Here is a 23841-nt window from a genome sequence, read left to right on the forward strand (position 1 = left end):
CCCGGAAGGAAACGCCATGACCGGCAAGACCGCGTTTGAGACCCGCTATGGCTTTCGCCGCAACCAGGTGCTGCTCGCCAACTGGCGCGAAAACCCGTTCAACCAGTGGTCGTTCCAAAATCTCGGCGAACTGGTGCCGACCGCCCGCGTGGCGGCGGCACCAGGCGTTGTCGAAGCCCCCGTGCGCGATATGGGCGGGCTGCTCGACGAAAAGGTTTCGGTGGGCAGCAAACCGGAGACGGTGGCTGGATTTCTCGCACGTTCGAGCACCGACGCGCTGTCGGTGATGAAAAGCGGCAAGATCATCGGCGACTGGTTCGCGCCGCATATGGACTTCGGCGCCCGCCACATCATCTTTTCGATCAGCAAGTCGCTCACCGCCATTGTCGCAGGTATCTTGGAAGGCGAGGGGGTGTTCGATCCGGAAGCGCCTGTGACCCAGTATATCCCTGAAGCCGCCGGCTCGGCCTATGGCGATGCGAGCGTGCGGCACGTGCTCGACATGAGTGTCAGCCTCGATTTCGAGGAAGCCTATCTCGATCCGGAAAGCGCTTTCGCCCGCTACCGCCGCGCCACGCTGTGGAATCCGGGTGGCGGCACGGAGAGCCTGCGCGAGTTCATCCTGACCCTGCAGCGCCTTGCCGAGCCGCATGGCCAGACCTTCCGCTACCGCTCGCCCAATTCCGATCTGCTCGGCCTGCTGCTTGAGCGCGCGTCGGGCCAGCGGTTCAGCGACCTGATGCGCGAGAAGCTGTGGCTGCCGCTCGGCGCCGTCAGCGAAGCCTCGATCGGCGTCGACATGGAAGGCACGGCGCGCACGGCCGGCGGGATTTCGGTGACGCCGCGCGACCTGGCGCGTGCCGGCGAGATGATGCGGCAAGGCGGGGTGGCCAATAGCCGCCGCATCGTGCCGGAAGCCTGGGTGCGCGACACGACAAGCACCGGCGGCAGTGCGGACGCCTGGCAGCGCGGCGCGATGCTGCCACTGTTTCCCAAAGGTCGTTACCGGAACAAATGGTACCAGACTGGACACGAGAACGGCGCCTATTGTGGCATCGGTATTCATGGCCAGTGGCTGTATGTCGATCCCAGGACCGAGGTGGTGATCGCCAAGATGTCGTCGCAGCCCGAGCCGGTCGACGATCCGCTCGATGTCGAGATTGTCGCCTTCTTCGAGGCGCTCAGCCGCATGGTCTAGGCTGGACCCGAGCCGCCACATTAGCATACGCTTTCCTGTGGACCCGCCGGGCGGATCGAAGCGCGGCGGTTGGCGGGCTGGACGTCTGCGCCTATGGTCGCCGCTCTTTGGATGAGAGCAGGAACGACATGGCATCCGACATCAAGCGCATTGCAGCCATCATCGCAGCCGAGATCGGCGCGCGGCCCGAACAGGCGGCCGCGGCTATCGAACTGCTCGATGAGGGCGCAACAGTGCCGTTCGTGGCGCGTTATCGCAAGGAAGTCACCGGAGGGCTGGACGATACGCAATTGCGCGATCTTGCCGAACGGCTTGCCTATCTGCGCGAGCTCGACGCGCGCCGCGACACCATCCTTGGCTCGATCCGCGAACAGGGCAAGCTGACCGAGGAGCTTGAAGGCAAGATCGTCGCCGCCACCACCAAGGCGGAACTTGAGGACATCTACCTGCCCTACAAGCCCAAGCGCCGGACCAAGGCCGAGATCGCCAGGGAGCGCGGGCTGGGGCCGCTGGCCGAAGCCATCTTGGCGAACCGCTCATTGGTGCCTGCCGAACTGGCGCTGGCCTATGTCAGCGAAGAAGTGGCCGATACCAGGGCGGCGCTCGAGGGCGCGCGCGACATCCTGTCGGAACAATTCGCCGAGAATGCCGATCTGGTCGGCAAATTGCGCACCTATATGAAGGAACGCGCCTTCATGCGGGCCAGAGTGGTCGACGGCAAGCAGGAGGCCGGCGCGAAATTCTCCGATTATTTTGATCATGTCGAGCGCTGGGCAAATGTGCCGAGCCATCGGGCACTGGCCATGCTGCGCGGCCGCAACGAGGAGGTGCTGTCCCTCGACATCGAGGTCGATGCCGACGACACCTCACCGGTGAAGCCGGTGGAGCGGATGATCGCCAATGCCTATGCCATCGGCGGCAGCCTGCCGGGCGATCGCTGGCTGACGGAGGTCGCCGGTTGGACCTGGCGTATAAAACTGTCGCTGCACCTGACGCTCGATTTGATGCGCGATTTGCGCGAGCGGGCCGAGGAAGAGGCGATCCATGTCTTCGCCCGCAATCTGAAGGATCTGCTGCTCGCCGCCCCGGCTGGTTCGCGCGCCACGATGGGGCTCGATCCGGGCATCCGCACCGGCGTCAAGGTGGCGGTGGTCGACGGCACCGGCAAGGTGCTGACCACGACGACGGTCTATCCGTTTCCGCCCAGGAACGATGTGCGCGGCACGCAAGCGGAACTGGCCAAGCTCATCCGCCAGCACAAGGTCGAACTGATCTCGATCGGCAACGGCACCGGCAGCCGCGAGACGGAAAAGCTGGTCGCGGACATGCTGTCCGACATGCCGGCTGATGGCGGGCCGAAGCCCTTGAAAGTGATCGTCAGCGAGGCAGGCGCCTCGGTCTATTCGGCATCGGCGACGGCGGCGGCGGAATTCCCCGGCCTCGACGTGTCGTTGCGCGGCGCGGTGTCGATCGCCCGGCGCCTGCAGGATCCGCTGGCCGAACTGGTCAAGATCGAGCCGAAGTCGATCGGCGTCGGCCAATACCAGCACGATGTCGACCAATACCGGCTCGGCCGTTCGCTGGAAGCGGTGGTCGAGGACGCAGTCAATGCCGTCGGCGTCGATCTCAACACAGCCTCGGCGCCGCTGCTGGCGCGCGTTTCAGGCCTGGGTGCGTCGCTGGCCGACGCGATCGTTTCGCATCGCGATGCGACCGGGCCCTTCGCCAGCCGAAAGGATCTGCTCAAGGTGCCGCGGCTTGGACCTCGGGCCTTCGAACAATCCGCCGGCTTCCTGCGCATTGCCAATGGCATCGAGCCGCTCGATGCCTCGTCGGTGCATCCGGAAGCCTATGGCGTGGCCAAGAAGATCGTCGCCGCCTGCGGGCGCGATGTGCGGTCGTTGATGGGCGATAGTGCCGCGCTCAAGGCACTCGACCCGCGCGTCTTCGTCGATGAGCGTTTCGGCTTGCCGACGGTGCGCGACATCCTGGCGGAGCTGGAAAAGCCCGGCCGCGACCCGCGCCCCGGCTTCAAGACGGCGACCTTCGCCGACGGCATCGACGACATCAAGGATTTGAAGCCCGGCATGCTGCTGGAAGGCACAGTCACCAATGTCGCTGCCTTCGGCGCCTTCGTCGATATCGGAGTGCATCAGGACGGGCTGGTGCATGTCTCGCAACTGGCCGACCGGTTCATCAAGGATGCGCATGAGGTGGTCAAGGCTGGCGACGTGGTCAAGGTGCGCGTCGTCGACGTGGACATCAAGCGCAAGCGCATTGCGCTGTCCATGCGCAAGGACGGTGGCGAGGGTGGTGCACCGCGTGGCGGGCCGCGCGACAATGGTGGCGGCAGGCCGGCACCACGTTCGCCGGCGCCGCAGCGCCAGCCGGAGCGGCCGGCACAGCAAGGAGCATTCGGCGCTGCGCTGGCGGATGCGCTGAAGCGGAAGTAGCTACCACGCCAGAACGGCCGGCTCCTTCTCGACCTGGCTCAGCAGCCAGTCGCGAAAACTGGCGACCGGCGGATGGCCGCGCTTGTCGTGCGGGACGACGAGATAGTAGGCGCTGCGGCTTTGCATGGGCTGGCCTGGCGCCGGCACCAGCTGGCCGCGCTGCAATTCGCCTGCAATGAGGATCAGCGGCAGCAGCGCCACGCCGAGCCCCGCCATGCAGGCCTGGGCGGCGGTGCCGAACTGCTCGAACTGCATGCCGGGCCCGGTCGGCGCGCTCAGGCCCTGATACTCGAACCATTCGGTCCAGGCGCCAGGACGCGTCGCCATGTGCAGCAGCGGCAGGCGGCCGATATCGGCCGGTGACGCAATGGCGCGGCCGGCGAGGAATTCGGGCGACACGACCGGCGCCACGGTTTCGCGCACCAACAGCGTCGAGTCGGCCTCAGGCCAGTCCGGCAGGCCATAATGGATGGCGGCATCCAGCCTGTCCCTGGCGAAGTCGAAGCGGCCGACGCGGGTGACGAAATTGATGGTGATATCGGAATTGTTTTCGACGAAATCGGGGATCATCGGCATCAGCCAGCGCGTGCCGAAGGTCGGCAAAATCGCAAGGTTCAGGATGCCACTATGCCGATTGCTCATCAATCCAAGGGCTGCGTCACGCAACTGGCCAAGTGCTGAACGCACTGCCTCGGCGTAGATTTCGCCCGATGCCGACAGCCTGACATTGCGGCTGTCGCGTTCGAGCAGCCGGCGGCCGAACTGATCTTCCAGCAATTTGATCTGCCGGCTAACCGCGCCTTGGGTCAGATCGAGTTCCTGGGCGGCAGCGGTGAAACTGCCCAGTCGCGCCACAGCCTCGAAGGCGGCAAGGGCGCTTATGTTGGGCAAAAGGCGGCGTTGGACATTCATGATCCATTCCTAACGGTCATTGATCGGTGAATCAATTTCGTTTGATTTTTTCGAGGCGCAGGCCGATAGAACGGGCCAACATTTTGCTTCATGCATGTCATCGTTTTGAGCGACATGCATCGGTTGGGGAGAAACGCGATGGCCGCCGACAAGAACGCATTCGTCTGGGAAGACCCGTTCCTGATCGAGGGCCAGCTTTCGGAAGACGAGCGCATGGTGCGCGACGGTGCGGCCGCTTTCGCCACCGACAAGCTGGCGCCGCGGATCGAGGACGCCTACCTCAACGAGACCTTCGACACCGCGATCTTCCGCGAAATGGGCGAGGCCGGCCTGCTCGGCATCAACATCCCCGAGGAATTCGGCGGGCTTGGCGCCAACTATGTGACCTACGGGCTGGTCGCGCGGGAAGTCGAACGTGTTGACTCCGGCTATCGCTCGATGATGTCAGTGCAGTCGTCGCTGGTGATGTATCCGATCTATGCCTATGGCTCGGACGAACAGCGCAGGAAGTACCTGCCCAAGCTCGCCAGCGGCGAGTGGATTGGCTGTTTCGGCCTGACCGAGCCGGATGCAGGCTCCGACCCGGGCGGCATGAAGACACGCGCCGAGAGGACAGCCAGCGGCTACAAGCTGTCCGGTTCGAAGATGTGGATTTCCAACGCACCGGTCGCCGATGTGTTCGTCGTCTGGGCGAAGCTGAAGGGCGAGAACGGCAAGGACGAGATCCGCGGCTTCGTGCTGGAAAAGGGCATGAAGGGGCTTTCGGCGCCGAAGATCGGCGGCAAGCTGTCGCTGCGGGCGTCGATCACCGGCGAAGTGGTGATGGAAGGCGTCGAGGTCGGCGAGGACGCGCTGCTGCCCAACGCAAAGGGCCTCGGCGGACCGTTCGGATGCCTCAACCGGGCTCGCTTCGGCATTTCCTGGGGCTCGATGGGCGCCGCGGAAGATTGCTGGCACCGCGCCCGCCGATACGGTCTTGATCGCAAGCAGTTCGGCAAGCCGCTGGCCGGCACGCAGCTCTACCAGAAGAAGCTTGCCGATATGCAGACCGAAATTGCGTTGGGATTGCAGGCATCCTTGCGTGTCGGGCGGTTGCTGGATGAAGGCAAGATGGCGCCGGAAATGATCTCGATCGTCAAGCGCAACAATTGCGGCAAGGCTCTCGACATCGCCCGTCAGGCCCGCGACATGCATGGCGGCAACGGCATCCAGATCGGCTACCACGTGATGCGCCATGCGCAGAACCTGGAAACGGTCAACACCTATGAAGGCACACATGACGTGCATGCGCTGATCCTGGGAAGGGCGCAGACGGGGATACAGGCGTTTTTCTGAGCCGGCAACCGTTGCTTAAATTAGGTGCACCGCAACATCTCTGCTTGGAGAATGGTCGCCAGATGTGTCAGGGTTCAGCGAAATCGTTTGAAACGCTGAATTCCGGGGCCCCATGGCAATTCTGGCAGCCGTCTACCACCTGACCCACTACAAATATGACCGGCCGGTGGTTCTCGGTCCCCAGATCATCAGGCTGCAGCCGGCGCCGCATTCCCGCACCAAGGTGCTGAGTCATTCGCTCAAGGTCGAGCCGGCGAACCATTTCGTCAATCTGCAGCAGGATCCCTACGGCAACTTCCTCGCCCGCTTCGTCTTTCCGGAGCCGGTGACCGAGCTGAAGATCGAGGTCGACCTCGTCGCCGACATGACGGTCTACAATCCGTTCGATTTCTTTGTCGAGCCATCGGCGGAGGCGTTTCCGTTCGAATATCCGGAGGAGATACGCGATGATCTCGCGATCTACCGCAGGCCGGAACCGGCCGGTCCGTTGCTGTCGGCCTTGCTCGGGACGATCGACCGCAGCGCGCCGAATACTGTCAATTTTCTCGTCGATCTCAATGCCCGGCTGCAGCGCGAAATTGCCTATATCGTGCGCATGGAGACCGGTGTGTTCTCGCCGGAGGAGACGCTTGCCGCGAAAAAGGGTTCATGCCGGGATTCGAGCTGGCTGCTGGTGCAGATCCTGCGCAATCTCGGCATCGCGGCGCGCTTCGTTTCCGGCTATCTGGTCCAGTTGAAGCCAGATTTGGTGGCGCTGGACGGTCCAGCCGGAACCGCCGTCGACTTCACCGATCTGCATGCGTGGTGCGAGGTCTATCTTCCCGGCGCCGGCTGGATCGGCTTCGATCCAACCTCGGGCCTGCTCACCGGCGAGAGCCATGTGCCGCTGGCCGCCACGCCGCATTTCCGCAACGCGGCCCCGATTTCCGGCATGGCGAGCTTCGCCAATGTCGAATTCGGCTTCGAGATGCGGGTCGACCGCATCGCCGAGCATCCGCGAATCACCAAGCCATTTTCGGACGAAAGCTGGCAGGCGCTCGACGCTCTGGGCAACAAGGTCGATGCAGCGCTTGCCGCCGGCGACGTGCGGCTGACGATGGGCGGCGAGCCGACTTTCGTGTCGATCGACGATTTCGAGTCGGCCGAGTGGAACACCGCCGCCGTCGGTCCCACCAAGCGCGAAAAGGCGGACGAACTGATCCGTAAACTGCGCGAGCGCTTCGCGCCCGGCGGCTTTCTCCATTACGGCCAGGGCAAATGGTATCCGGGCGAAAGCTTGCCGCGCTGGACCTTCTCGCTCTACTGGCGTGCCGACGGCCAGCCGGTGTGGAGCGATCCGTCGCTGATCGCCCGCGAAAAGAGCGAAGCCGATATCGGCCCGGCACAGGCCGAAAGCCTGCTCACCGCGATTGCCGGCGAACTCGGCATCGACAAGGCCATGGTCAGCGAAGCCTATGAGGATCCGGCCGAATGGCTGCTCAAGGAAGGCAAGCTGCCCGACAATGTCGATCCGTCCAACTCCAGGCTGGAGGATCCGGAAGAACGCAGCCGTATGGCGAAAGTGTTCGAACGCGGGCTGACCAAGCCGTCCGGCTACGTGCTCCCCGTCCAGCGCTGGAACAGCCAGGCATCGGATCCGCGCTGGCGCTCGGAAAAATGGAAGACGCGGCGCGGCCGGCTGTTCCTGGTGCCCGGCGATTCACCCGTCGGCTACCGCCTGCCGCTCGGCACGTTGCCCTATGTGCCGCCGGAGCAATTCCCTTATATCGTGCCGGTCGATCCGTCACTGCCACGCGGCCCGCTGCCCGCGCGTGAAGCCATACTGGCCGGAACGGCTCCAGCCGAACTGGAAGGCGCCGACGAGATGGCGCGCCGCCAGCAAGCGGCATCGTTCACCGCTGCGAGCGGCCAGCAGGAGCGGGTCGAGCAGGAGATCACCGAGATCGGCGGTGCTGTGCGCACTGCACTTTCGGTCGAGCCGCGCGATGGCCGGCTGTGCGTATTCATGCCGCCGGTCGAGGCGCTGGAAGACTACCTCGAACTGGTCGCGGCGGCCGAGAACGCGGCAAAGACGACCGGCCTTCCTGTGCATATCGAAGGCTATGGCCCACCGCACGATCCTCGCCTCAACGTCATCCGCGTCGCGCCCGATCCCGGCGTCATCGAGGTCAACATCCATCCGGCGTCCAACTGGCAGGATTGCGTGGCGACGACGACGGCGATCTACGATGAGGCGCGGCAGACGCGGCTTGGCGCCGACAAGTTCATGATCGATGGCCGCCACACCGGCACCGGCGGCGGCAACCATGTCGTGGTCGGCGGTGCAACACCCAATGACAGCCCGTTCCTGCGAAGGCCGGACCTGTTGAAGAGCCTGGTGCTGCAATGGCAGCGCCATCCGTCGCTGTCCTATCTGTTCTCGGGCCTGTTCATCGGGCCGACCAGCCAGGCGCCGCGCTTTGACGAAGCGCGTCACGACTCGCTCTACGAGCTTGAGATCGCGATGGCGCAGGTGCCGCATCCAGACCGGGGCAATGCACCCTTGCCATGGCTGGTCGACCGGCTGTTCCGCAATTTGTTGACCGACGTCACCGGCAATACGCATCGTTCGGAAATCTGCATCGACAAGCTGTTTTCGCCGGACGGACCGACCGGCCGGCTGGGGCTGGTCGAATTCCGCGGTTTTGAGATGCCGCCCAATGCGCGCATGTCGCTGGCGCAGCAACTTTTGGTCCGCGCCATCATCGCCCGCGCTTGGAAGAGCCCGCTCGACGGCCGCTTCGTGCGCTGGGGCACGTCGCTGCATGACCGTTTCATGCTGCCGCATCATGTCTGGGCCGATTTCCTCGACGTGCTCGACGACCTCAAGCTCAACGGCTTCGAATTCAGGCCCGAATGGTTCGATGCTCAGCTCGAATTCCGCTTCCCGTTCTGCGGCGAGGTTCAGCATGCCGGCATCAAGCTGGAACTGCGCCAGGCGCTGGAGCCGTGGCATGTGATGGGCGAGCAAGGCGCGATCGGCGGGACCGTGCGCTTCGTCGATTCCTCGGTCGAACGGCTGCAGGTCAAGACCGAAGGGCTGAACCCGGAGCGTCACGCAGTCGTCTGCAACGGCCGCATCGTGCCGATGAAGGTCACTGACAATCGCGAAGTGGCGGTAGCGGGTGTCCGCTTCAAGGCCTGGCAGCCGGCATCGGGCCTACATCCGGCGCTGCCGGTCAACACACCGCTGGTCTTCGACATCTATGACCGCTGGTCGGGCCGTGCGGTCGGCGGCTGCGTCTACCATGTCGCCCATCCCGGCGGGCGCAATTACGACACCTTTCCGGTCAATGGCAACGAGGCGGAAGCTCGGCGGCTCGCCCGCTTCGAACCGCGCGGCCATACGCCATCCGCCTATGTGATCCGTGAAGAACAACCGGCGGAAGATTTCCCGATGACCCTTGACCTTCGGCGGCCGGCAAGACTCTGATCAGCGATGGCAAAGGGGAATCACAAGCGGGGACGCGGCAAGCCGCAGACCCACAGCCTGCTGGAGCACTACCAGCCGATCGACGGCGTCGTCGACGAGATGGTCGATGCGTCGGGCAATCCTCGCCCGGCCTGGAAGCATTTTGTCGAGGCGCTCGAGGAACTCGGTGCTGAAAAGCTCGGCCAGCGCTTTGCCCGCGCCGACCAGTATCTGCGCGATGCCGGCGTTTATTACCGCGTCTACGACAAGGCCGGTGCCAATGAGCGCGAATGGCCATTGGCGCATGTCCCGGTTCTCATCGAGGAGAGCGAGTGGGCGGCGATCAGCGCCGGCCTCGTGCAGCGCGCCGAACTGTTCGAGGAAACCATCGCCGATATCTACGGGCCGAACCGGCTGGTCGAAAAAGGCATCCTGCCGGCGGGATTGATCGCCGCCAGCCCCGAATATTTGCGGCCTGTCGTCGGCACCAGGCCGGCCGGCGGCCATTTCCTGCATTTCTGTGCCTTCGAGCTCGGCCGTGGGCCTGACGGTCGGTGGTGGGTGCTGGGCGATCGCACGCAGGCGCCGTCCGGCGCCGGTTTCGCACTGGAAAACCGCGTCGCCACCACACGCGCGCTGTCCGACATCTATGGCGAGATGCATGTGCACCGCCTTGCCGGCTTTTTCCGCCGTTTTCGCGACGCGCTGATCGGCATGGCCAAGGAGACCGACGGCCGCGTCGCCATCCTGACGCCGGGGCCGCTTAACGAAACCTATTACGAACACGCCTACATCGCCCGCTACCTTGGCATCATGCTGCTCGAAGGCGAGGATTTGACCGTCTCCGGCGGCCGGCTGATGGTGCGCACGGTTTCCGGCCTGATGCCGATCAGCGTGTTGTGGCGGCGGCTCGATGCCGCGTTCGCCGACCCGCTCGAACTGCGCCCGGATTCGCAGATCGGCACGCCGGGCCTGGTCGAGGCGATCCGCCAGGGCGCGGTTGCTACCGTCAATGCGCTTGGCTCCGGCCTGATGGAGACGCGTGCGCTGCTCGCCTTCCTGCCCAAGATTTCACGGGCCTTGCGGGCCGAGGAATTGCTGCTGCCAAGCGTCGCGACATGGTGGTGCGGGCAAGCAACCGAACGCGCGCATGTGCTGGCCAACATCGATCGCATGGTGATCGGGCCGGCGCTGTCGACGAGACTTGCCTTCGAGGATGACGATTCAACGAAGCTCGGCTCGGCCCTGTCGGCTGGAGAGCGGGCGGAGCTGGTGGCGCGCATCGAACGCGATGGCGGCGATTTCGTCGGCCAGGAAGCGGTGACGCTTTCGACAACGCCCGTCTATGTCGGCGGCTGGCTGGAGCCGCGGCCAGCGAGCCTGCGCGTCTACCTGGCGCGAACGCCGGAGGGCTGGACGGTGATGCCGGGCGGTTTTGCCCGCATCGGCCTGTCGCTCGACCCGACGGCGATCGCCATGCAGCGCGGCGGCCAGGCAGCGGATGTCTGGGTTGTCAGCGACAAACCGGTGGAGCGCGAGACGCTGCTGCCACAAGAAGGCGACAGTTTCAGCCGCACCAGGCCCGGCAGCCTGCCCAGTCGCGCGGCGGAGAACCTGACCTGGCTCGGCCGCTATATCGAGCGATCGGAAGACACGGTGCGCATCCTGCGCGCCTATCATGTGCGGCTCGCCGAAACTTCCGACCCGGATATGCCGCTGCTCGCCGACATCAGGGATTATCTCGAACCTTTCGGGATCGATGTGGAGACGGCGATCCCGTCAGGGCTGATAGGCACGCTGGATAGCGCGGTCTACAGCGCCGGGCAGATCCGCGACCGCTTCTCGCCCGATGGCTGGCTGGCGCTGAAGGACCTGTCGAAAACCATCCATCAGTTCGCAACGACGGTCGCGCCCGGTGACGACGCGACCCGGGCGATGACAGTCATCCTGCGTAAGCTCGCCGGCTTTTCCGGTCTGCTGCACGAGAACATGTACCGCTTCGCCGGCTGGCGCTTCCTCGAGATCGGCCGCCGGCTGGAGCGCGGTATCCAGATCTCCCGCACGCTGTCGCGGCTGACCAGCGCCAAGGCGCCGGACGGCGCGCTCGACATGATGCTGGAGATCGGCGACAGCGTGATGACCCATCGCCGCCAATATCCGGTGCAGGCCGGTCGGCGCACAGTGATCGATCTGCTGGCGCTCGATCCGCTTAACCCGCGCTCCATTCTGTTCCAACTCGAAAGGCTGAAGGCCGAAATCGGCCTGTTGCCGTCGCTCGGCGGGGAGGGGCAAATGTCGCCGGCGGCGAAGGAAATCCTGAAGCTCAACACCCAGATCGCCATCAAGGAGCCTTCGGATATGACGGCAAAGGCGCTGGACGAGCTCGCCTACGAAATCGGCGGCCTCTACAACAGCCTAGCCAAAGCCTATTTCGGATAAATCATGCTCTACGATATCAGGCTTCATCTCCACTACGATTACGCTTCCGCTGCCGGCGGTGGTCGTCATCAGGTGCGCGTACTGCCGTCGACGATATCAGGCGTGCAGCGCGTCATCGCCGCATCGCTGTCCTTTGCGCCGGCGCCCAACGAGCGTTCCGACTTTTCCGATTTCTTCGGCAACAACGTGACTTCGATCGCCTTTCGCGATGCGCATGATGCGCTCGACATCAGGATGAGCGCCCGCGTGTCGGTGTCTCGGCCCGAGCCGGGGCTCGACGTGTCGCCCGATGTCGTCCGGCTCAGGCAGGAGCTCGCCGCGGTGCGGTCTCTGGCACCTGATGCACCGCACCATTTCCTGACGGCCAGCACTCATGCCGGCATCGACGATGCGATCACCGCCTACGCACGCAGCAGCATCGCCGGTTCCGCCGCCAGCACGGCCATGGACCTGTGCAATCGCATTCATCGTGATTTCACCTATGACGGCGAGGCGACGACGGTGCGGACCCGGGCCAGCGATGCCTTCAGGCTGAAGCGCGGTGTCTGCCAGGACTTTTCGCACATCATGATCGCCGGCCTGCGCGGGCTCGGCATTCCCGCTGGCTATGTCAGCGGCTTCCTGCGCACCATCCCGCCGAAGGGCAAGCCCCGGCTGGAAGGCGCCGATGCCATGCATGCCTGGGTCAAGGTTTGGTGCGGGCGCGACGCTGGCTGGCAGGAATTCGATCCGACCAATGGCATGCGGGCCAGCAACGACCATATCACCGTCGGCTACGGCCGCGACTATTCGGACGTGGCGCCAATCGTCGGCGTGCTCAAGACCACGGGTGGACAGGTCGGCGAGCAAGCTGTCGACGTCATTCCGGTCGTGCTCGAAAGAGCCTGAGAGCAGGTCCTACACGCAGCGGTATTCCGCTGCTCGCGGCGAGGCGGCGTTTGTCCGCGCCGTCGATCAAGCTGCAAGCCGCTCTGTAGGCGCAGCCTGCACGATCGGCGCGAAGGGCTTTTCGGACGGCGCGTGGAACCAGCGGTCGGCCAGTGGCTTATCTACGGAATTCGCGTGGAGCCGACATGTTGCAAAAATCCGGATTGTCGCCCAGCCGACCGGCTGGCGAGGACGCTGTATCGCCAGATGGTGCGCCCAAAAACGGGGCACAAAGCTCGGCCGATCATGCGTCGCTTAGCTATGTCAGCGATGCCGAGCCTGGTATCCGGCGGCTGAAGACAGGCAAGGGGTTTTCCTACAAGGGGCCGGACGGACGGACGGTTTCGGACGCCACCAAAGCGCGCATCGAGACGATCGTCATTCCGCCGGCCTGGACGGATGTGTGGATTTCGCCGGACGCGGACGGCCATATCCAGGCAACCGGCAGGGACCAGCGCGGGCGCAAGCAATATCGCTATCATCCGCAATGGGCCGAGGAGCGTGATGGTGCCAAATATTCGAGCCTTGTCGCTTTCGCCGAGAGCCTGCCGGACCTGCGGCACAGGATCGACAGCGATCTGCGCCGTCGTGGTTTGCCGTTCGAGCGTGTCGTCGCCGCGGTTGTCTGGCTGCTCGACAACACGATGATCCGCGTCGGCAATGCCGCCTACGCCCGGGACAACAAGAGTTTCGGGTTGACCACGTTGCGCGACCGGCATGTCGATATTGTCGGCTCAAGCCTGCGCTTTGCCTTCAAGGGCAAGTCGGGCAAGGAGTGGAAGCTGAAGCTGGCCGACCGCCGCATCGCCAGGATTGTGCGTGGCGCGCAGGACCTGCCGGGCCAGAAGCTGTTCCAGTATCTCGATGAGGACGGTAACAGGCGGCCGGTCCGCTCCGAGGACGTCAACCGCTATATCCGTGAGGCGGTCGGTGACGCCTTCAGTTCGAAGCATTTCCGCACCTGGGGCGGCACCATTCACGCCGCGTCGCTGTTTGCGCAAACGGAACTGCCGCAAAGCCAGGCGCAGCGAAACAGGGCGATGAACAGCGTCATCGACAAGGTTGCCGAGCGGCTGGGCAATACGCGTGCCGTCTGCCGCAAATGCTATGTCCATCCGCGGGTCTTCGAAGCGTGGTCCGAGGGGCGGTTGCTGGATGAAATGGCGCAGGCCAACAAACGCAAACGCGCGATTGCCGGTCTCGATGACGAGGAAGCTCTCGTGCTGCGATGGCTGAAACTGGGAGAAAGCTGACCGGCGCGGCCGGCCGTGGCCAAATCCGTCACATCCGGATTTTTTTATCGACGTCATGTCGGGATCGGTCTTACTGTTTCGTCCTTTGACAGAGAAAAGGACCAGCCATGCTCTACGCAATCCTCTGCTATGCCTCCGAAGATGTCGTCTGCTCCTGGAGCAAGGCACAGGACGACGAGGTCATGGCCAATATCCTCGGCGTTCAGGAAAAATATGCCAAGGCCGGCCGGCTCGGCCCGGTGGCACGGCTTCTTCCGACGACCGCCGCGACGACCCTGAGAAAGGTCAAGGGCGAATCGGTCGTCATCGACGGGCCGTTCGCGGAGACCAAGGAACAGTTTCTCGGCTTCTACACGCTCGAATGCGCGAATCTCGACGAGGCGGTGGAGTTTGCCCGTGAGCTTTCCGAGGTCAACCCGAGCGGCGGTTCCTATGAAATCCGGCCGGTTTCGGTCTTCAACCCCACAAGGGTTTCCGCATGACCGAAATGGCCTGGATCAGCTCCGCGATCAGCGCCGCCCGCCCGCAGGCGATGGGCGCGCTGCTGCGTTATTTCCGCGATCTCGATACGGCGGAGGAAGCTTTCCAGGACGCGTGCCTCAGGGCGCTGAAGAACTGGCCGCAGAACGGGCCGCCGCGCGATCCGGCGGCCTGGCTGATCTTCGTCGGCCGCAACAGCGGCATCGATGCGGTGCGCAAGCGCGCCAAGCAGGCGCCGATGCCGGAGGAAGACCAGGTTTCCGATCTGGAAGACGCCGAGAGCGATATCGCCGAGCGGCTGGACGGGGCGCACTACCGCGACGACATATTGCGGCTGCTGTTCATCTGCTGCCATCCCGATCTGCCGGCCACGCAGCAGATCGCGGTGGCGCTGCGCATCGTCTCCGGTCTCACCGTCAAGCAGATCGCGCGCGCCTTCCTGGTTGGCGAAAGCGCCATGGAGCAGCGCATCACTCGAGCCAAGGCGCGCATTGCGGACGCCGGCGTGCCGTTCGAGACGCCTGGCGCGGTCGAGCGGTCGGAACGGCTCGCCGCCGTCGCCGCCATGGTCTACCTGGTCTTCAACGAGGGCTATTCGACCAACAGCGGCGAGGCGCCGGCCCGCGCGCCGCTATGCGAGGAGGCGATCCGGCTGGCACGGCTGTTGCTGCGGCTGTTCCAGACCGAGCCGGAGATCATGGGGCTGACGGCGCTCTTGCTTCTGCAGCATGCGCGCGCACCGGCCCGTTTCGACGAAAGCGGCGAGATCGTGCTGCTCGAAGACCAGGATCGCAGCCTGTGGAGCCGCAAGATGATCGATGAGGGGCTGGCACTGGTCGACAAGGCGCTGCGCCATCGCAAGCCCGGCCCTTACCAGGTGCAAGCGGCGATTGCCGCGCTGCATGCGCGGGCCGAAAAGGCCGAGGATACCGACTGGAACGAGATCGACCTGCTCTATCGCTTGCTGGAGCAGATGCAGCCGTCGCCGGTGGTCACGCTCAACCGGGCCGTCGCGGTCTCGAAGGTGCGTGGACCGGCAGAGGCGCTGGCCATGATCGAGCCGCTGGAAGAACGGCTTTCCGGCTATTTCCATTTTTTCGGCCTCAAGGGCGGCCTCTTGATGCAGCTCGACCGGGGCGACGAGGCTCGTGTCGCCTTCGACCGCGCCATAGCGCTTGCGAACACGGCGGCGGAAGCTGCCCATATCCGCATGCATATCGACCGGCTGATCAAGGACGGTGCGGTACGCCCACCGGCCAAGAAGGCAAACTGAGCGCCATCTGCCCCATCTGGCTCAATCGTGCAGTTTGGGCTTAGACCATGCCGGGGTGGTGATTTTCCCTTGAAACGAGTAATGCCACGCGATGATCGTGCCTGAGGTGCCTTTGTGCACGCGGGCAGCATGGCGCCAGGCTTTGACCGACGCCAGATGATGGCGACGGATCTGAAAGGGACAGGAATGACCATAGACAAGGAAACGACCGAACTGCTGGTGAAACTGGGTGTGGCCAAGGAGGCGCTTGTCGGCGGCGACCTGATCGTGCGCAGCCCGGTGACGGGCGAGCAGATTGCGGCGTTGAAGACGATCTCGCCGGCCGACGCGGCCAAGGTGATCGATGCCGCGCACAAGGCCTTCCAAGCCTGGCGCATGGTGCCGGGCCCGCGGCGTGGCGAACTGGTGCGGCTGCTCGGCGAGGAACTGCGCGCGCACAAGGCCGAGCTTGGCCGGCTGGTTTCGATCGAGGTCGGCAAGATCCCGTCCGAAGGGCTCGGCGAAGTGCAGGAGATGATCGACATCTGCGATTTCGCCGTAGGTCTCTCCCGGCAATTGTACGGCCTGACCATTGCCACCGAGCGCCCGGGCCATCGGATGATGGAAACTTGGCATCCGCTCGGCGTGGTCGGCGTCATTTCCGCCTTCAATTTCCCAGTGGCTGTGTGGTCGTGGAATGCCGCCCTGGCGCTGGTCTGCGGTGACGCGGTGGTGTGGAAGCCGTCGGAAAAGACGCCGCTGACCGCACTTGCCTGCGAGGCTATCTTCAAGCGTGCGGTCAAGCGCTTCGGCGCGGACGCACCGGATGGCCTGGCGCTGGTGCTGATCGGCGACCGCGCCGTCGGCGAGATCCTGGTCGATCACCCCAAAGTGCCGCTGGTTTCGGCGACCGGCTCGACCCGCATGGGCCGCGACGTCGGCCCACGGCTGGCCAAGCGCTTTGCCCGCGCGGTGCTGGAACTCGGCGGCAACAATGCAGGCATCGTCTGCCCGACCGCCGATCTCGACATGGCGCTGCGCGCGATTGCGTTTGGAGCGATGGGCACGGCGGGACAGCGCTGCACGACGCTGCGGCGCCTGTTCGTGCATGACAGCGTCTACGACGCCCTGGTTCCGCGTCTCAAGAAGGCTTACGAGAGTGTATCTGTCGGCAACCCGCTGGAGACCTCCTCGCTGGTCGGGCCACTGATCGACAAGGCGGCTTTCGACGCCATGCAAAAGGCGCTGAAGGAAGCCGCCGCCCATGGCGGCAAGGTGACCGGCGGCACGCGGGTCGAGAACGGCCATCCGGATGCGTATTACGTGCACCCGGCGCTGGTCGAAATGCCAAGCCAGGTTTCCCCGGTGACGGAAGAGACCTTCGCGCCGATCCTCTACGTGATGAAATATTCGGATTTCGACGCCGTGCTTGACGAACACAATGCGGTTGGTGCCGGCCTGTCGTCGTCCATCTTCACCCGCGACCTGCAGGAATCCGAACGCTTCCTCGGTGTCGACGGATCGGATTGCGGCATTGCCAATGTCAACATCGGAACCTCGGGCGCCGAGATCGGCGGTGCCTTTGGCGGCGAAAAAGAAACCGGCGGCGGCCGCGAGAGCGGCTCCGACGCATGGAAGGCCTATATGCGGCGCGCCACCAACACGGTGAACTATTCCAAGGCGCTGCCGCTCGCCCAAGGCGTGTCGTTCGACATCGACTGAGAACTCCGGGATTTTGATCATCCGCATTGAAAGGCATCCCCGTAACGGGGATGCCGCACCGATCAGCTTCCAGCCGGCGGAAAACAGGCATTAAAAGCGGTGTCGACGATGGCCAGTTTGGCCGCCTGGACGGTCATGTATTCCTGGTAGAAGGTGTTCGACACCCACATCACCGAATGGCCTCGCTGGCCGAGCCAGCCGATGCTGCCGAGATTCTCGGCAGCGCGCAGCTTGCGGGCCAGATGGGTCCGCGAGAGCTTGAGCCATTTGGCAAAATCTCCGATCGACACCACGCTGGTCGGAATCTGGTCCAGGCCAGCGTGATCGGGGTCGATGCCCGACATCAGCCAGTCCATGACGATACCGCCATTGTTGAGCCAGATGAACAGGGAAAAGGTCTGGTTGGGCTCGCGCACCGGCTTGGAGGCAAGCAGGCCGTCCGCCACCAGAGGCTGCAGCCTGGCAACCATCTCGGGGTGTTCGAGGAACCTGGCCAAGCGGTCAGCGCCGTCGAGGCGATCCAGTGTTCGCAGATGGGCAAGAACCCAGCCGGTAAAAGTCTGCACGGTTGCCGCAGTCGGCTGCAAAGGGTGCGTACGGCCGTCGCCACCCGACACATACTCCGCGATGTGGTAGTGCAGCATCTCCTTGATGAAAGCGTCCGCCGTGTTGCGGCTGGCAACCTCATGTTGGTGAACGAACTCGATGAACCGCGATACCGTCAGTTCCTTGCGGCGGTCGTGCGGATCGCGCCTGAAATGCATGGCGAGGCCGACATGACCCATCAGCCAACGCTGCTGCGTGGCGAAAATGGAAGCCAGCCGAGGGCTCTCTTCATAGATTCGGATCAGCGCCAGGGACTGTTCCTGAACGTAGCGATGCAACGCCGGATGGCCGGCAATATCTTCCAATTTCAGCGCCATCCTCCTGGTGTTCCGGTTCAACTCCGAAAGTCGAGTTGCGCTTCACATTTTTCAGCCTTCCACGGCTGTGTCCAGAGGCACCATATGCGAAGAGCAAGCCCAACCCGAACACGGATCCGGCCACGACCGGTCCATGGTGGGATCCGCTAACCGATTGCTATGCCTTGACGGGGATGGTGGAGAGCGAGGTCACCGTGCCAAGAGCAATGGCGACAAAGATCGGAATCCAGCCGTGCGTGCTGGGTATACGATTTGACGCGGTCCAGCATCGCCTCTCACATCCGCGCTGGCAGCCGATCATTCGTAATGGACCGGCCGGCTTTCGCCGGCCGGTTGGTCAGATCGGGATCAGCCGCAGACGCGAACCTCTTCGATCACCCTGTGGTGGTGGCGCCAATGCTTGACCAGTTCGATATGGCAGCGATGATGCCGGTGATGGCGACGATATTCGCCGTACCGGTATTCGCCATTGTCATACTGAACGTTCCGGTCGCCATCATACTGATTGTCATAATAGCGATCCCGGTGATGACGGCGAATAACAATCCCACTATCGGAATCGTCATCCGGCAAATATCGGTCGCCGTCGTCGGACTGGATGGTCACGCTTGCCGCTTGCGTCGGCGCGGTGATCGCCGCTGTCGCGGCCAATGCCAACAGGGAAGCCAGAATCAGTTTTTTCATCTCGTCCTCCTGCGTGTTCAAGACATGTTAACTCGCGGAAGAACTGGGCGTTCCGCCTAATTTTACACGCTTTGAGACGCGGAAGACATCAAGGCGTTATCGTCCACCCGCTCCAGGCGCACGAAGGCCGTCAGCGGCAGGTGGTCGGAGGCAACGCGTGAAAGCGGCGTGTCATGCGCATCGATGGCGGCAATCATGCCATGCCTGTTGGCCATGATCCGGTCGAGCGCCAGCAGCGGCAGGTTCGACGGGAAGGTGGGGACCGCCGGCGGCTGCGGGCCGAACGTCGCATGCAGCGTGTTGAGAGCGGAGCGGTTGCCAAGCCGCCATTCGTTGAGGTCGCCGAGCAGCAAGGTCGGTCTTTCGTCCGGGCTGTTCATCAGGTCGAGCACGACGCGTGCCTGCTGGGAGCGCGAGCGGCGCAGCAGGCCAAGATGGGCGGCGATGATGCGCAGCGTCCGGCTTCCATCGAGGTCGATCTCCGCCACCACCGCGCCGCGCGGCTCCAGTCCCGGAAGCTTGATCTGGTGCACGTCGCGAACGACGCCTTTCTTGAACAGCAAGACGTTGCCATGCCAGCCATGGCCCTTGCCGGTGGCCGAAATCGGCACCGGAACCAGGCCGGTTTCCCGTTCGAGCCGGGGCAGGTCAAGAAGACCATCACGGTCGCCGAAGCGATTGTCGGCTTCCTGCAGCGCAATGACATCCGGGTCGATTTCGCGGATGACGCGGATGATCCGCTCCGGGTCGAATTTTCTGTCGACGCCGATGCATTTGTGGACATTGTAGGAGGCAACCAGCGTGCCGGTGGTGGCTGTCGTCTTGAGTGCTGCGGCGTTAGCCTTCTGCATCCGGCGGTCACGAAGGGACAGAAGCATGCTTGCCGGGAGGCTGCGTCCAATTCTGTGCATCTCTGTGCTGCTCGTCCTCGCTGGATTCAATTCAGAAGCCGGATACAGTCAAATAGGCAATTTCGGCGTATGTTCCATGACAGACGAATTCCTCAAGCGCACCTCCGCCTTAGAGATAGGGTGAACCGAGCCACAATACCCGGTCGAACAGCCGGATAAGAAACGGCCGGGCTCGCAAGGCTTCCAGCGTCACCGGCACGGCGGAGGCGATCGCCGACCCGATCCGCGCCTCGATCTCGCTGGCAAAGCCGGCATCGAGGACCTCCAAGTCGATCTCGAAGTTCAGCCGCAGCGATCGGGCGTCAAGATTGGAAGATCCGACATAGGCCCACACGCCGTCGATCGAAAGCAGCTTCGAATGGTCGAACGGTCCCTCGGTTCGCCAGACACGGCAATAGTGTTTGAGCACCTGATCGAACTGCGCCATCATCGCGCGGTCGACGAGGAAAAGATTGTTCACCGCCGGCACCACGATGTCGATTTCGACCCCGCGCCTGCCGGCGGTGATCAGCGCGCTGATCAGTTCCCGATCCGGCAGGAAATAGGGGGACATCAGGCGTATCGACTTGCGGGCGACCGAGAATGCACCGATGAGCAGCTTGTGGTTGGTCTCGTTGCTGGCATCCGGGCCGGAAGCGACTGCCCGCACCATCATCGGTGCGCCCGGCGACGGCGACAGCGGGGCAATGCGCCAGGCGTCACCCTTCAGCGCCTCGTTGGTGGCGAAGCGCCAGTCCTCGGCGGCGACCGAAAAGAGGTCGGCGACGATCGGACCGGTCACCCGGAAATGTGTGTCCCTGGCGCTGTTGGAGCCGGCGAATTCGGCGGAGAAGCCTTTTCGGATGTTCATGCCCCCGGTGAAGGCGGCGATGCCGTCGACCACCAGGATCTTCCGGTGGGTCCTCAGATTGGCGTAGGGCAAGCGCAGGCCCATGACGATGTTGCCGTTGAAGACATCGGCGGGGATGTTGGCCTCGCGCAAATGCCCAAGGATGCTCGGCACCGAGTAGCGGGCGCCGACGGCATCGATCAGCACGCGGACGGTAACGCCGCGCCGGACAGCGCCGGCCAGCGCCTCGACGAAGAGCAGGCCGACGGCGTCATTGTCGAAAATATAGGTCTCGAGCAGGACGCTGCGCTCGGCGCCATCGATCGCCGCGCACATGGCGGCATAGGCCTCGTCGCCGGTCTCCAGCACATCGATTGCATTTCCAGGGTTGAGCGCGCGCCGCGCCACCCTGTCGCCGAGCGTCCGCAAGCCCATGAACCGTTGCCCGTATCGCTCGACGATCAGGGCCTCTTCGACAGCGACGTCGCGCTCGTGCTTGGCGGACACCGCGCCGTCGGCAAACGGGCGCTGGGCGGTGATCGTGGCACGGCGGATGCGGTTGATGCCGGCGACGGCATAGATCAGCACGCCGAGGATCGGGGACAGCACCATCACGCCGACCCAGCCGGTGGCGGCGCGGACATCCTCCTTGGTCATGACGGCATGGACGATGCCAGCCGTCGCCATCACCACGGAGATGATCGCCAGAATTTGAGGCCAGTGAGTCGCCAGGGTCTCCAACATGCCGAGACTATCCAGCGAGCGGTTGCAGAAGGCAATGCAGCCGGTCATGCCGCGCATTCGCCGATGGTGGCGAGAGTGTGCTCGCGCAAGACCGGGTCCAGCAGAACGGGCAGAGGCTTCTTGCCGTGGAGATCGCGGCACGCCCGGACGGTTCGACGACGGCTACCTTGCTTCTGCCCTTCGGGATCCTGCTCGATCCGGGCGTGACGCTGCAGATCGACGACCAACCGCCACTGTCCCCGCAGCGCATCACGACCTGCCTGCCGACGGGTTGCGTCTGCGTCTTTACCGTCGATCGGCCGACGCTTGAAAAGCTGAGGGGAGGCTCGTGCTGGAGCTCAATGTCACCACGGAGGCCGAGACCCCGCTGAGCTTCCCGGTCTCGCTTCGCGGCCTGACCGCGGCGCTCGACCGCATGGTGGCGTTGAGCGCAAATTAGGGGCGTCGGCTCGGGCCGCGACAAAAAAGTGGTTCCGCAATGGTGCGCGCTGACCAGCTTATGGCCGTAACGGGCGAGCGGCCACGGTCGCGTGCTTGAAAATACTACAACTGTCGGTTGGGTTTTGAGCGACTGCTCTCCAAACCGGCCATGATTCTGACCCTACGGCCCACAGCGCGGCGCCTTGTGGATTTCCCGCGGAGTGCGGCGTCCGGATACAACCGCAGCGAGCCGACGTTATGTGCTATTTTTGCTACATCTCGCAGCCTTGTTGCCCAAAAGGGCTGTTTAGCGACTTCTAAATCAATAATCGCTCACATATTTCGTGAATTTGTGAATAATCCACCGACGGGCAGGCCTTGGCTTGGTTAGCGCTCTGAAAGGACGCTGGGGAAACGTTAGGGTGGGATTAATGAATACGACAAATATGTCGACCATAGGCAGGCGCCTTGGTCTTTTGATGGCGGCCACCATGCTGACCTGCGGGAGTGCTCACGCGCTCACGCTCAAGGAGGCGATGGCTGTCGCGGTGGAATCCAATCCCGAGATTGGACAGGCAATCGAAAACCGCGAAGCAATCGAGTTCGAGCTGCGGCAGGCCAAGGGCCTCTATCTTCCCAGTGTTGATGTTGAGGCATCGGCCGGCGTTCGCCGGCTCGACAATCCATCCCGGCGCTCACTTTCCATCGAAGACGACGCGCTCTATCCGGCTGAAACGGATCTTACAGTTTCGCAGACGCTTTATGACAGCGGCGCAAGGCGGGCCGAATTGAACCGTCAGGCATCGCGTGTCGACGGCGCTTCATTCCGGGTGCTGGAGCGGTCCGAATTCATCGGGCTGTCCGTTGTCCAGGATTACCTGGAGTACATGCTGCAGGCTTCGATCGTTGTCGAAGCGAAGAAGAATCTCGGCTTCCACCAGGGAATTCTCGGCGACATCCGGCAAGGCATCTCGGGCGGCGCGCTGAACGAGGCCGACCGGCAACAGGCCGAGGAACGGCTGTTTGCCGCCAAGGCGCGCATGCAGGAGGCGACCGAGGAACTGGAAGCGGCCAAGATCCGCTTCTTCAAGACCGTCGGAAAGCCACTGACCAGCCCTTCGAGGCCGGGCGATGTCTCGGCCGCACTCCCGCGATCGCTTGACGAGGCAATAGGGTTGGCACGGGAAAGCAACCCGCGCGTGCACATGGCCAACAGCGACATCGACGCGGCGGCTTCCCTCGTGGATGCCGCACGGGCAAAATTTGGCCCCTCCATCATCGCTGAAGGTCGCGCCCGGGCGGGAACTGACATTGACGGCGACGATGGCGACACCACCGACCTGCAGGCGCGTGTGGTCCTGCGCTGGAATCTCTACCGCGGTGGTATCGACAAGGCCAACGAGCAGGAGCAGATCCGCCGCACCAGCGAACAGCGCCTGGCGCTGCACCAGGTGCAGCGCGAAATCGAGGAAGCCGTTCGCACGTCATGGGATCGCCGTTTCCGGCAAGCCGATCTGGCAAAGACCCTGAGGCAGCAAGCCGCCGCCAATGAGAAGCTGGTCGGTTCCTATCGCGAGCAGTTCAAGGTCGGACAGCGCTCGCTGCTCGACGTGCTGGATGCGCAGAATACGCGGTTCAACACGGCAACGCTGGCGGATACCGCGTCCTACGCATCGCTGTTTGCCCAGTATCGGCTTCTGGCCGCGACCGGACAATTGCTGAAAACGATGAACCTTCAGCCGGCGAAACAAGCGACGGCCTATGCGCGAACCGAGTTTGCGGCACCGGAAACCGCAGACACTGAAACCTATGCGCGGACGCCATCGGAGCAGAAGAACGACCTGCCATTCGATATTCTCGCCCCGGTGAGGAAGAAATAAGACGACGCAAGGTCCAGCGAGCGTCCTG

Annotated in this window: 16 protein-coding genes and 1 pseudogene; 12 read left to right on the plus strand and 5 right to left on the minus strand. The window is 63.7% G+C overall.

The genetic code is table 11. From position 1 onward, the window contains the following. The first annotated feature begins 16 nt into the window (after window positions 1-16). Window positions 17-1198 carry a serine hydrolase domain-containing protein gene (locus LB558_RS25890; protein ID WP_224700151.1) on the plus strand — a complete coding sequence of 394 codons (1182 nt, stop codon included), beginning with the start codon at window positions 17-19 and terminating at the stop codon, window positions 1196-1198. Between the two features lie 128 nt (window positions 1199-1326). Further along, window positions 1327-3651: a Tex family protein gene (locus tag LB558_RS25895; protein WP_224700152.1), complete on the plus strand. Its 2325-nt coding sequence runs from the start codon at window positions 1327-1329 to the stop codon at window positions 3649-3651. Here LB558_RS25895 and LB558_RS25900 read toward each other — a convergent pair whose 3' ends face one another. Continuing rightward, on the minus strand, window positions 3652-4563 hold the full coding sequence (locus LB558_RS25900; RefSeq protein ID WP_224700153.1) for a LysR family transcriptional regulator: 912 nt from the start codon (window positions 4561-4563) through the stop codon (window positions 3652-3654). It lies immediately after the preceding gene. A gap of 138 nt (window positions 4564-4701) precedes the next feature. On the opposite strand from LB558_RS25900, the gene LB558_RS25905 reads away from it, so the two are divergent. The 8 genes from LB558_RS25905 (at window position 4702) to LB558_RS25940 (ending at window position 17422) form a co-directional block, all read left to right on the plus strand. Beyond that, the gene (locus LB558_RS25905; RefSeq protein ID WP_224700154.1) at window positions 4702-5898 is read left to right on the plus strand and encodes an acyl-CoA dehydrogenase; all 1197 of its coding nucleotides are present in this window, start codon (window positions 4702-4704) and stop codon (window positions 5896-5898) included. Window positions 5899-6010: 112 nt separating this feature from the next. Then, on the plus strand, window positions 6011-9370 hold the full coding sequence (locus LB558_RS25910) for a DUF2126 domain-containing protein (protein ID WP_224700155.1): 3360 nt from the start codon (window positions 6011-6013) through the stop codon (window positions 9368-9370). Between the two features lie 6 nt (window positions 9371-9376). Then, window positions 9377-11788, plus strand: a complete 2412-nt coding sequence (locus LB558_RS25915) for a circularly permuted type 2 ATP-grasp protein (RefSeq protein ID WP_224700156.1) — start codon at window positions 9377-9379, stop codon at window positions 11786-11788. A gap of 3 nt (window positions 11789-11791) precedes the next feature. Further along, window positions 11792-12676 carry a transglutaminase family protein gene (locus tag LB558_RS25920; RefSeq protein ID WP_224700157.1) on the plus strand — a complete coding sequence of 295 codons (885 nt, stop codon included), beginning with the start codon at window positions 11792-11794 and terminating at the stop codon, window positions 12674-12676. A gap of 185 nt (window positions 12677-12861) precedes the next feature. After that, entirely contained in the window at window positions 12862-13968 is a 1107-nt protein-coding gene (locus LB558_RS25925) for a DNA topoisomerase IB (protein WP_224700158.1), read from the plus strand. Between the two features lie 107 nt (window positions 13969-14075). Continuing rightward, window positions 14076-14450 (plus strand): YciI family protein, encoded by a 375-nt coding sequence (locus LB558_RS25930; protein ID WP_224700159.1) that lies wholly within the window; start codon window positions 14076-14078, stop codon window positions 14448-14450. Then, the gene (locus LB558_RS25935) at window positions 14447-15721 is read left to right on the plus strand and encodes an RNA polymerase sigma factor (RefSeq protein WP_224700160.1); all 1275 of its coding nucleotides are present in this window, start codon (window positions 14447-14449) and stop codon (window positions 15719-15721) included. Before LB558_RS25930 ends, LB558_RS25935 begins: the two co-directional genes overlap by 4 nt. A gap of 186 nt (window positions 15722-15907) precedes the next feature. Continuing rightward, window positions 15908-17422, plus strand: a complete 1515-nt coding sequence (locus LB558_RS25940) for an aldehyde dehydrogenase family protein (protein WP_224700161.1) — start codon at window positions 15908-15910, stop codon at window positions 17420-17422. 62 nt (window positions 17423-17484) lie between these two features. Here LB558_RS25940 and LB558_RS25945 read toward each other — a convergent pair whose 3' ends face one another. From LB558_RS25945 to LB558_RS25960, 4 genes are all read right to left on the minus strand, one after another. Beyond that, a complete protein-coding gene (locus LB558_RS25945; RefSeq protein ID WP_224700162.1) occupies window positions 17485-18345 on the minus strand; it encodes a hypothetical protein in 861 nt (286 codons plus the stop codon). Window positions 18346-18693: 348 nt separating this feature from the next. Continuing rightward, a complete protein-coding gene (locus tag LB558_RS25950) occupies window positions 18694-19029 on the minus strand; it encodes a hypothetical protein (protein ID WP_224700163.1) in 336 nt (111 codons plus the stop codon). Window positions 19030-19091: 62 nt separating this feature from the next. Continuing rightward, window positions 19092-19940, minus strand: a complete 849-nt coding sequence (locus tag LB558_RS25955) for an endonuclease/exonuclease/phosphatase family protein (RefSeq protein WP_027038289.1) — start codon at window positions 19938-19940, stop codon at window positions 19092-19094. Between the two features lie 109 nt (window positions 19941-20049). Next, window positions 20050-21513: a phospholipase D-like domain-containing protein gene (locus LB558_RS25960; protein WP_224700172.1), complete on the minus strand. Its 1464-nt coding sequence runs from the start codon at window positions 21511-21513 to the stop codon at window positions 20050-20052. An 80-nt stretch (window positions 21514-21593) separates the two neighbouring features. Between LB558_RS25960 and LB558_RS25965 the strand changes: the two are divergent. Both LB558_RS25965 and LB558_RS25970 read left to right on the plus strand, forming a co-directional pair. After that, window positions 21594-21952, plus strand: a pseudogene (locus LB558_RS25965) (invasion associated locus B family protein); the annotation flags it as partial. A 412-nt stretch (window positions 21953-22364) separates the two neighbouring features. After that, window positions 22365-23813 (plus strand): TolC family protein, encoded by a 1449-nt coding sequence (locus LB558_RS25970; RefSeq protein WP_224700164.1) that lies wholly within the window; start codon window positions 22365-22367, stop codon window positions 23811-23813. Window positions 23814-23841 lie beyond the last annotated feature (28 nt).

Origin of the sequence: Mesorhizobium sp. CO1-1-8, from assembly GCF_020164875.1 — a bacterium.
In the GTDB taxonomy this organism is placed as follows: domain Bacteria; phylum Pseudomonadota; class Alphaproteobacteria; order Rhizobiales; family Rhizobiaceae; genus Mesorhizobium.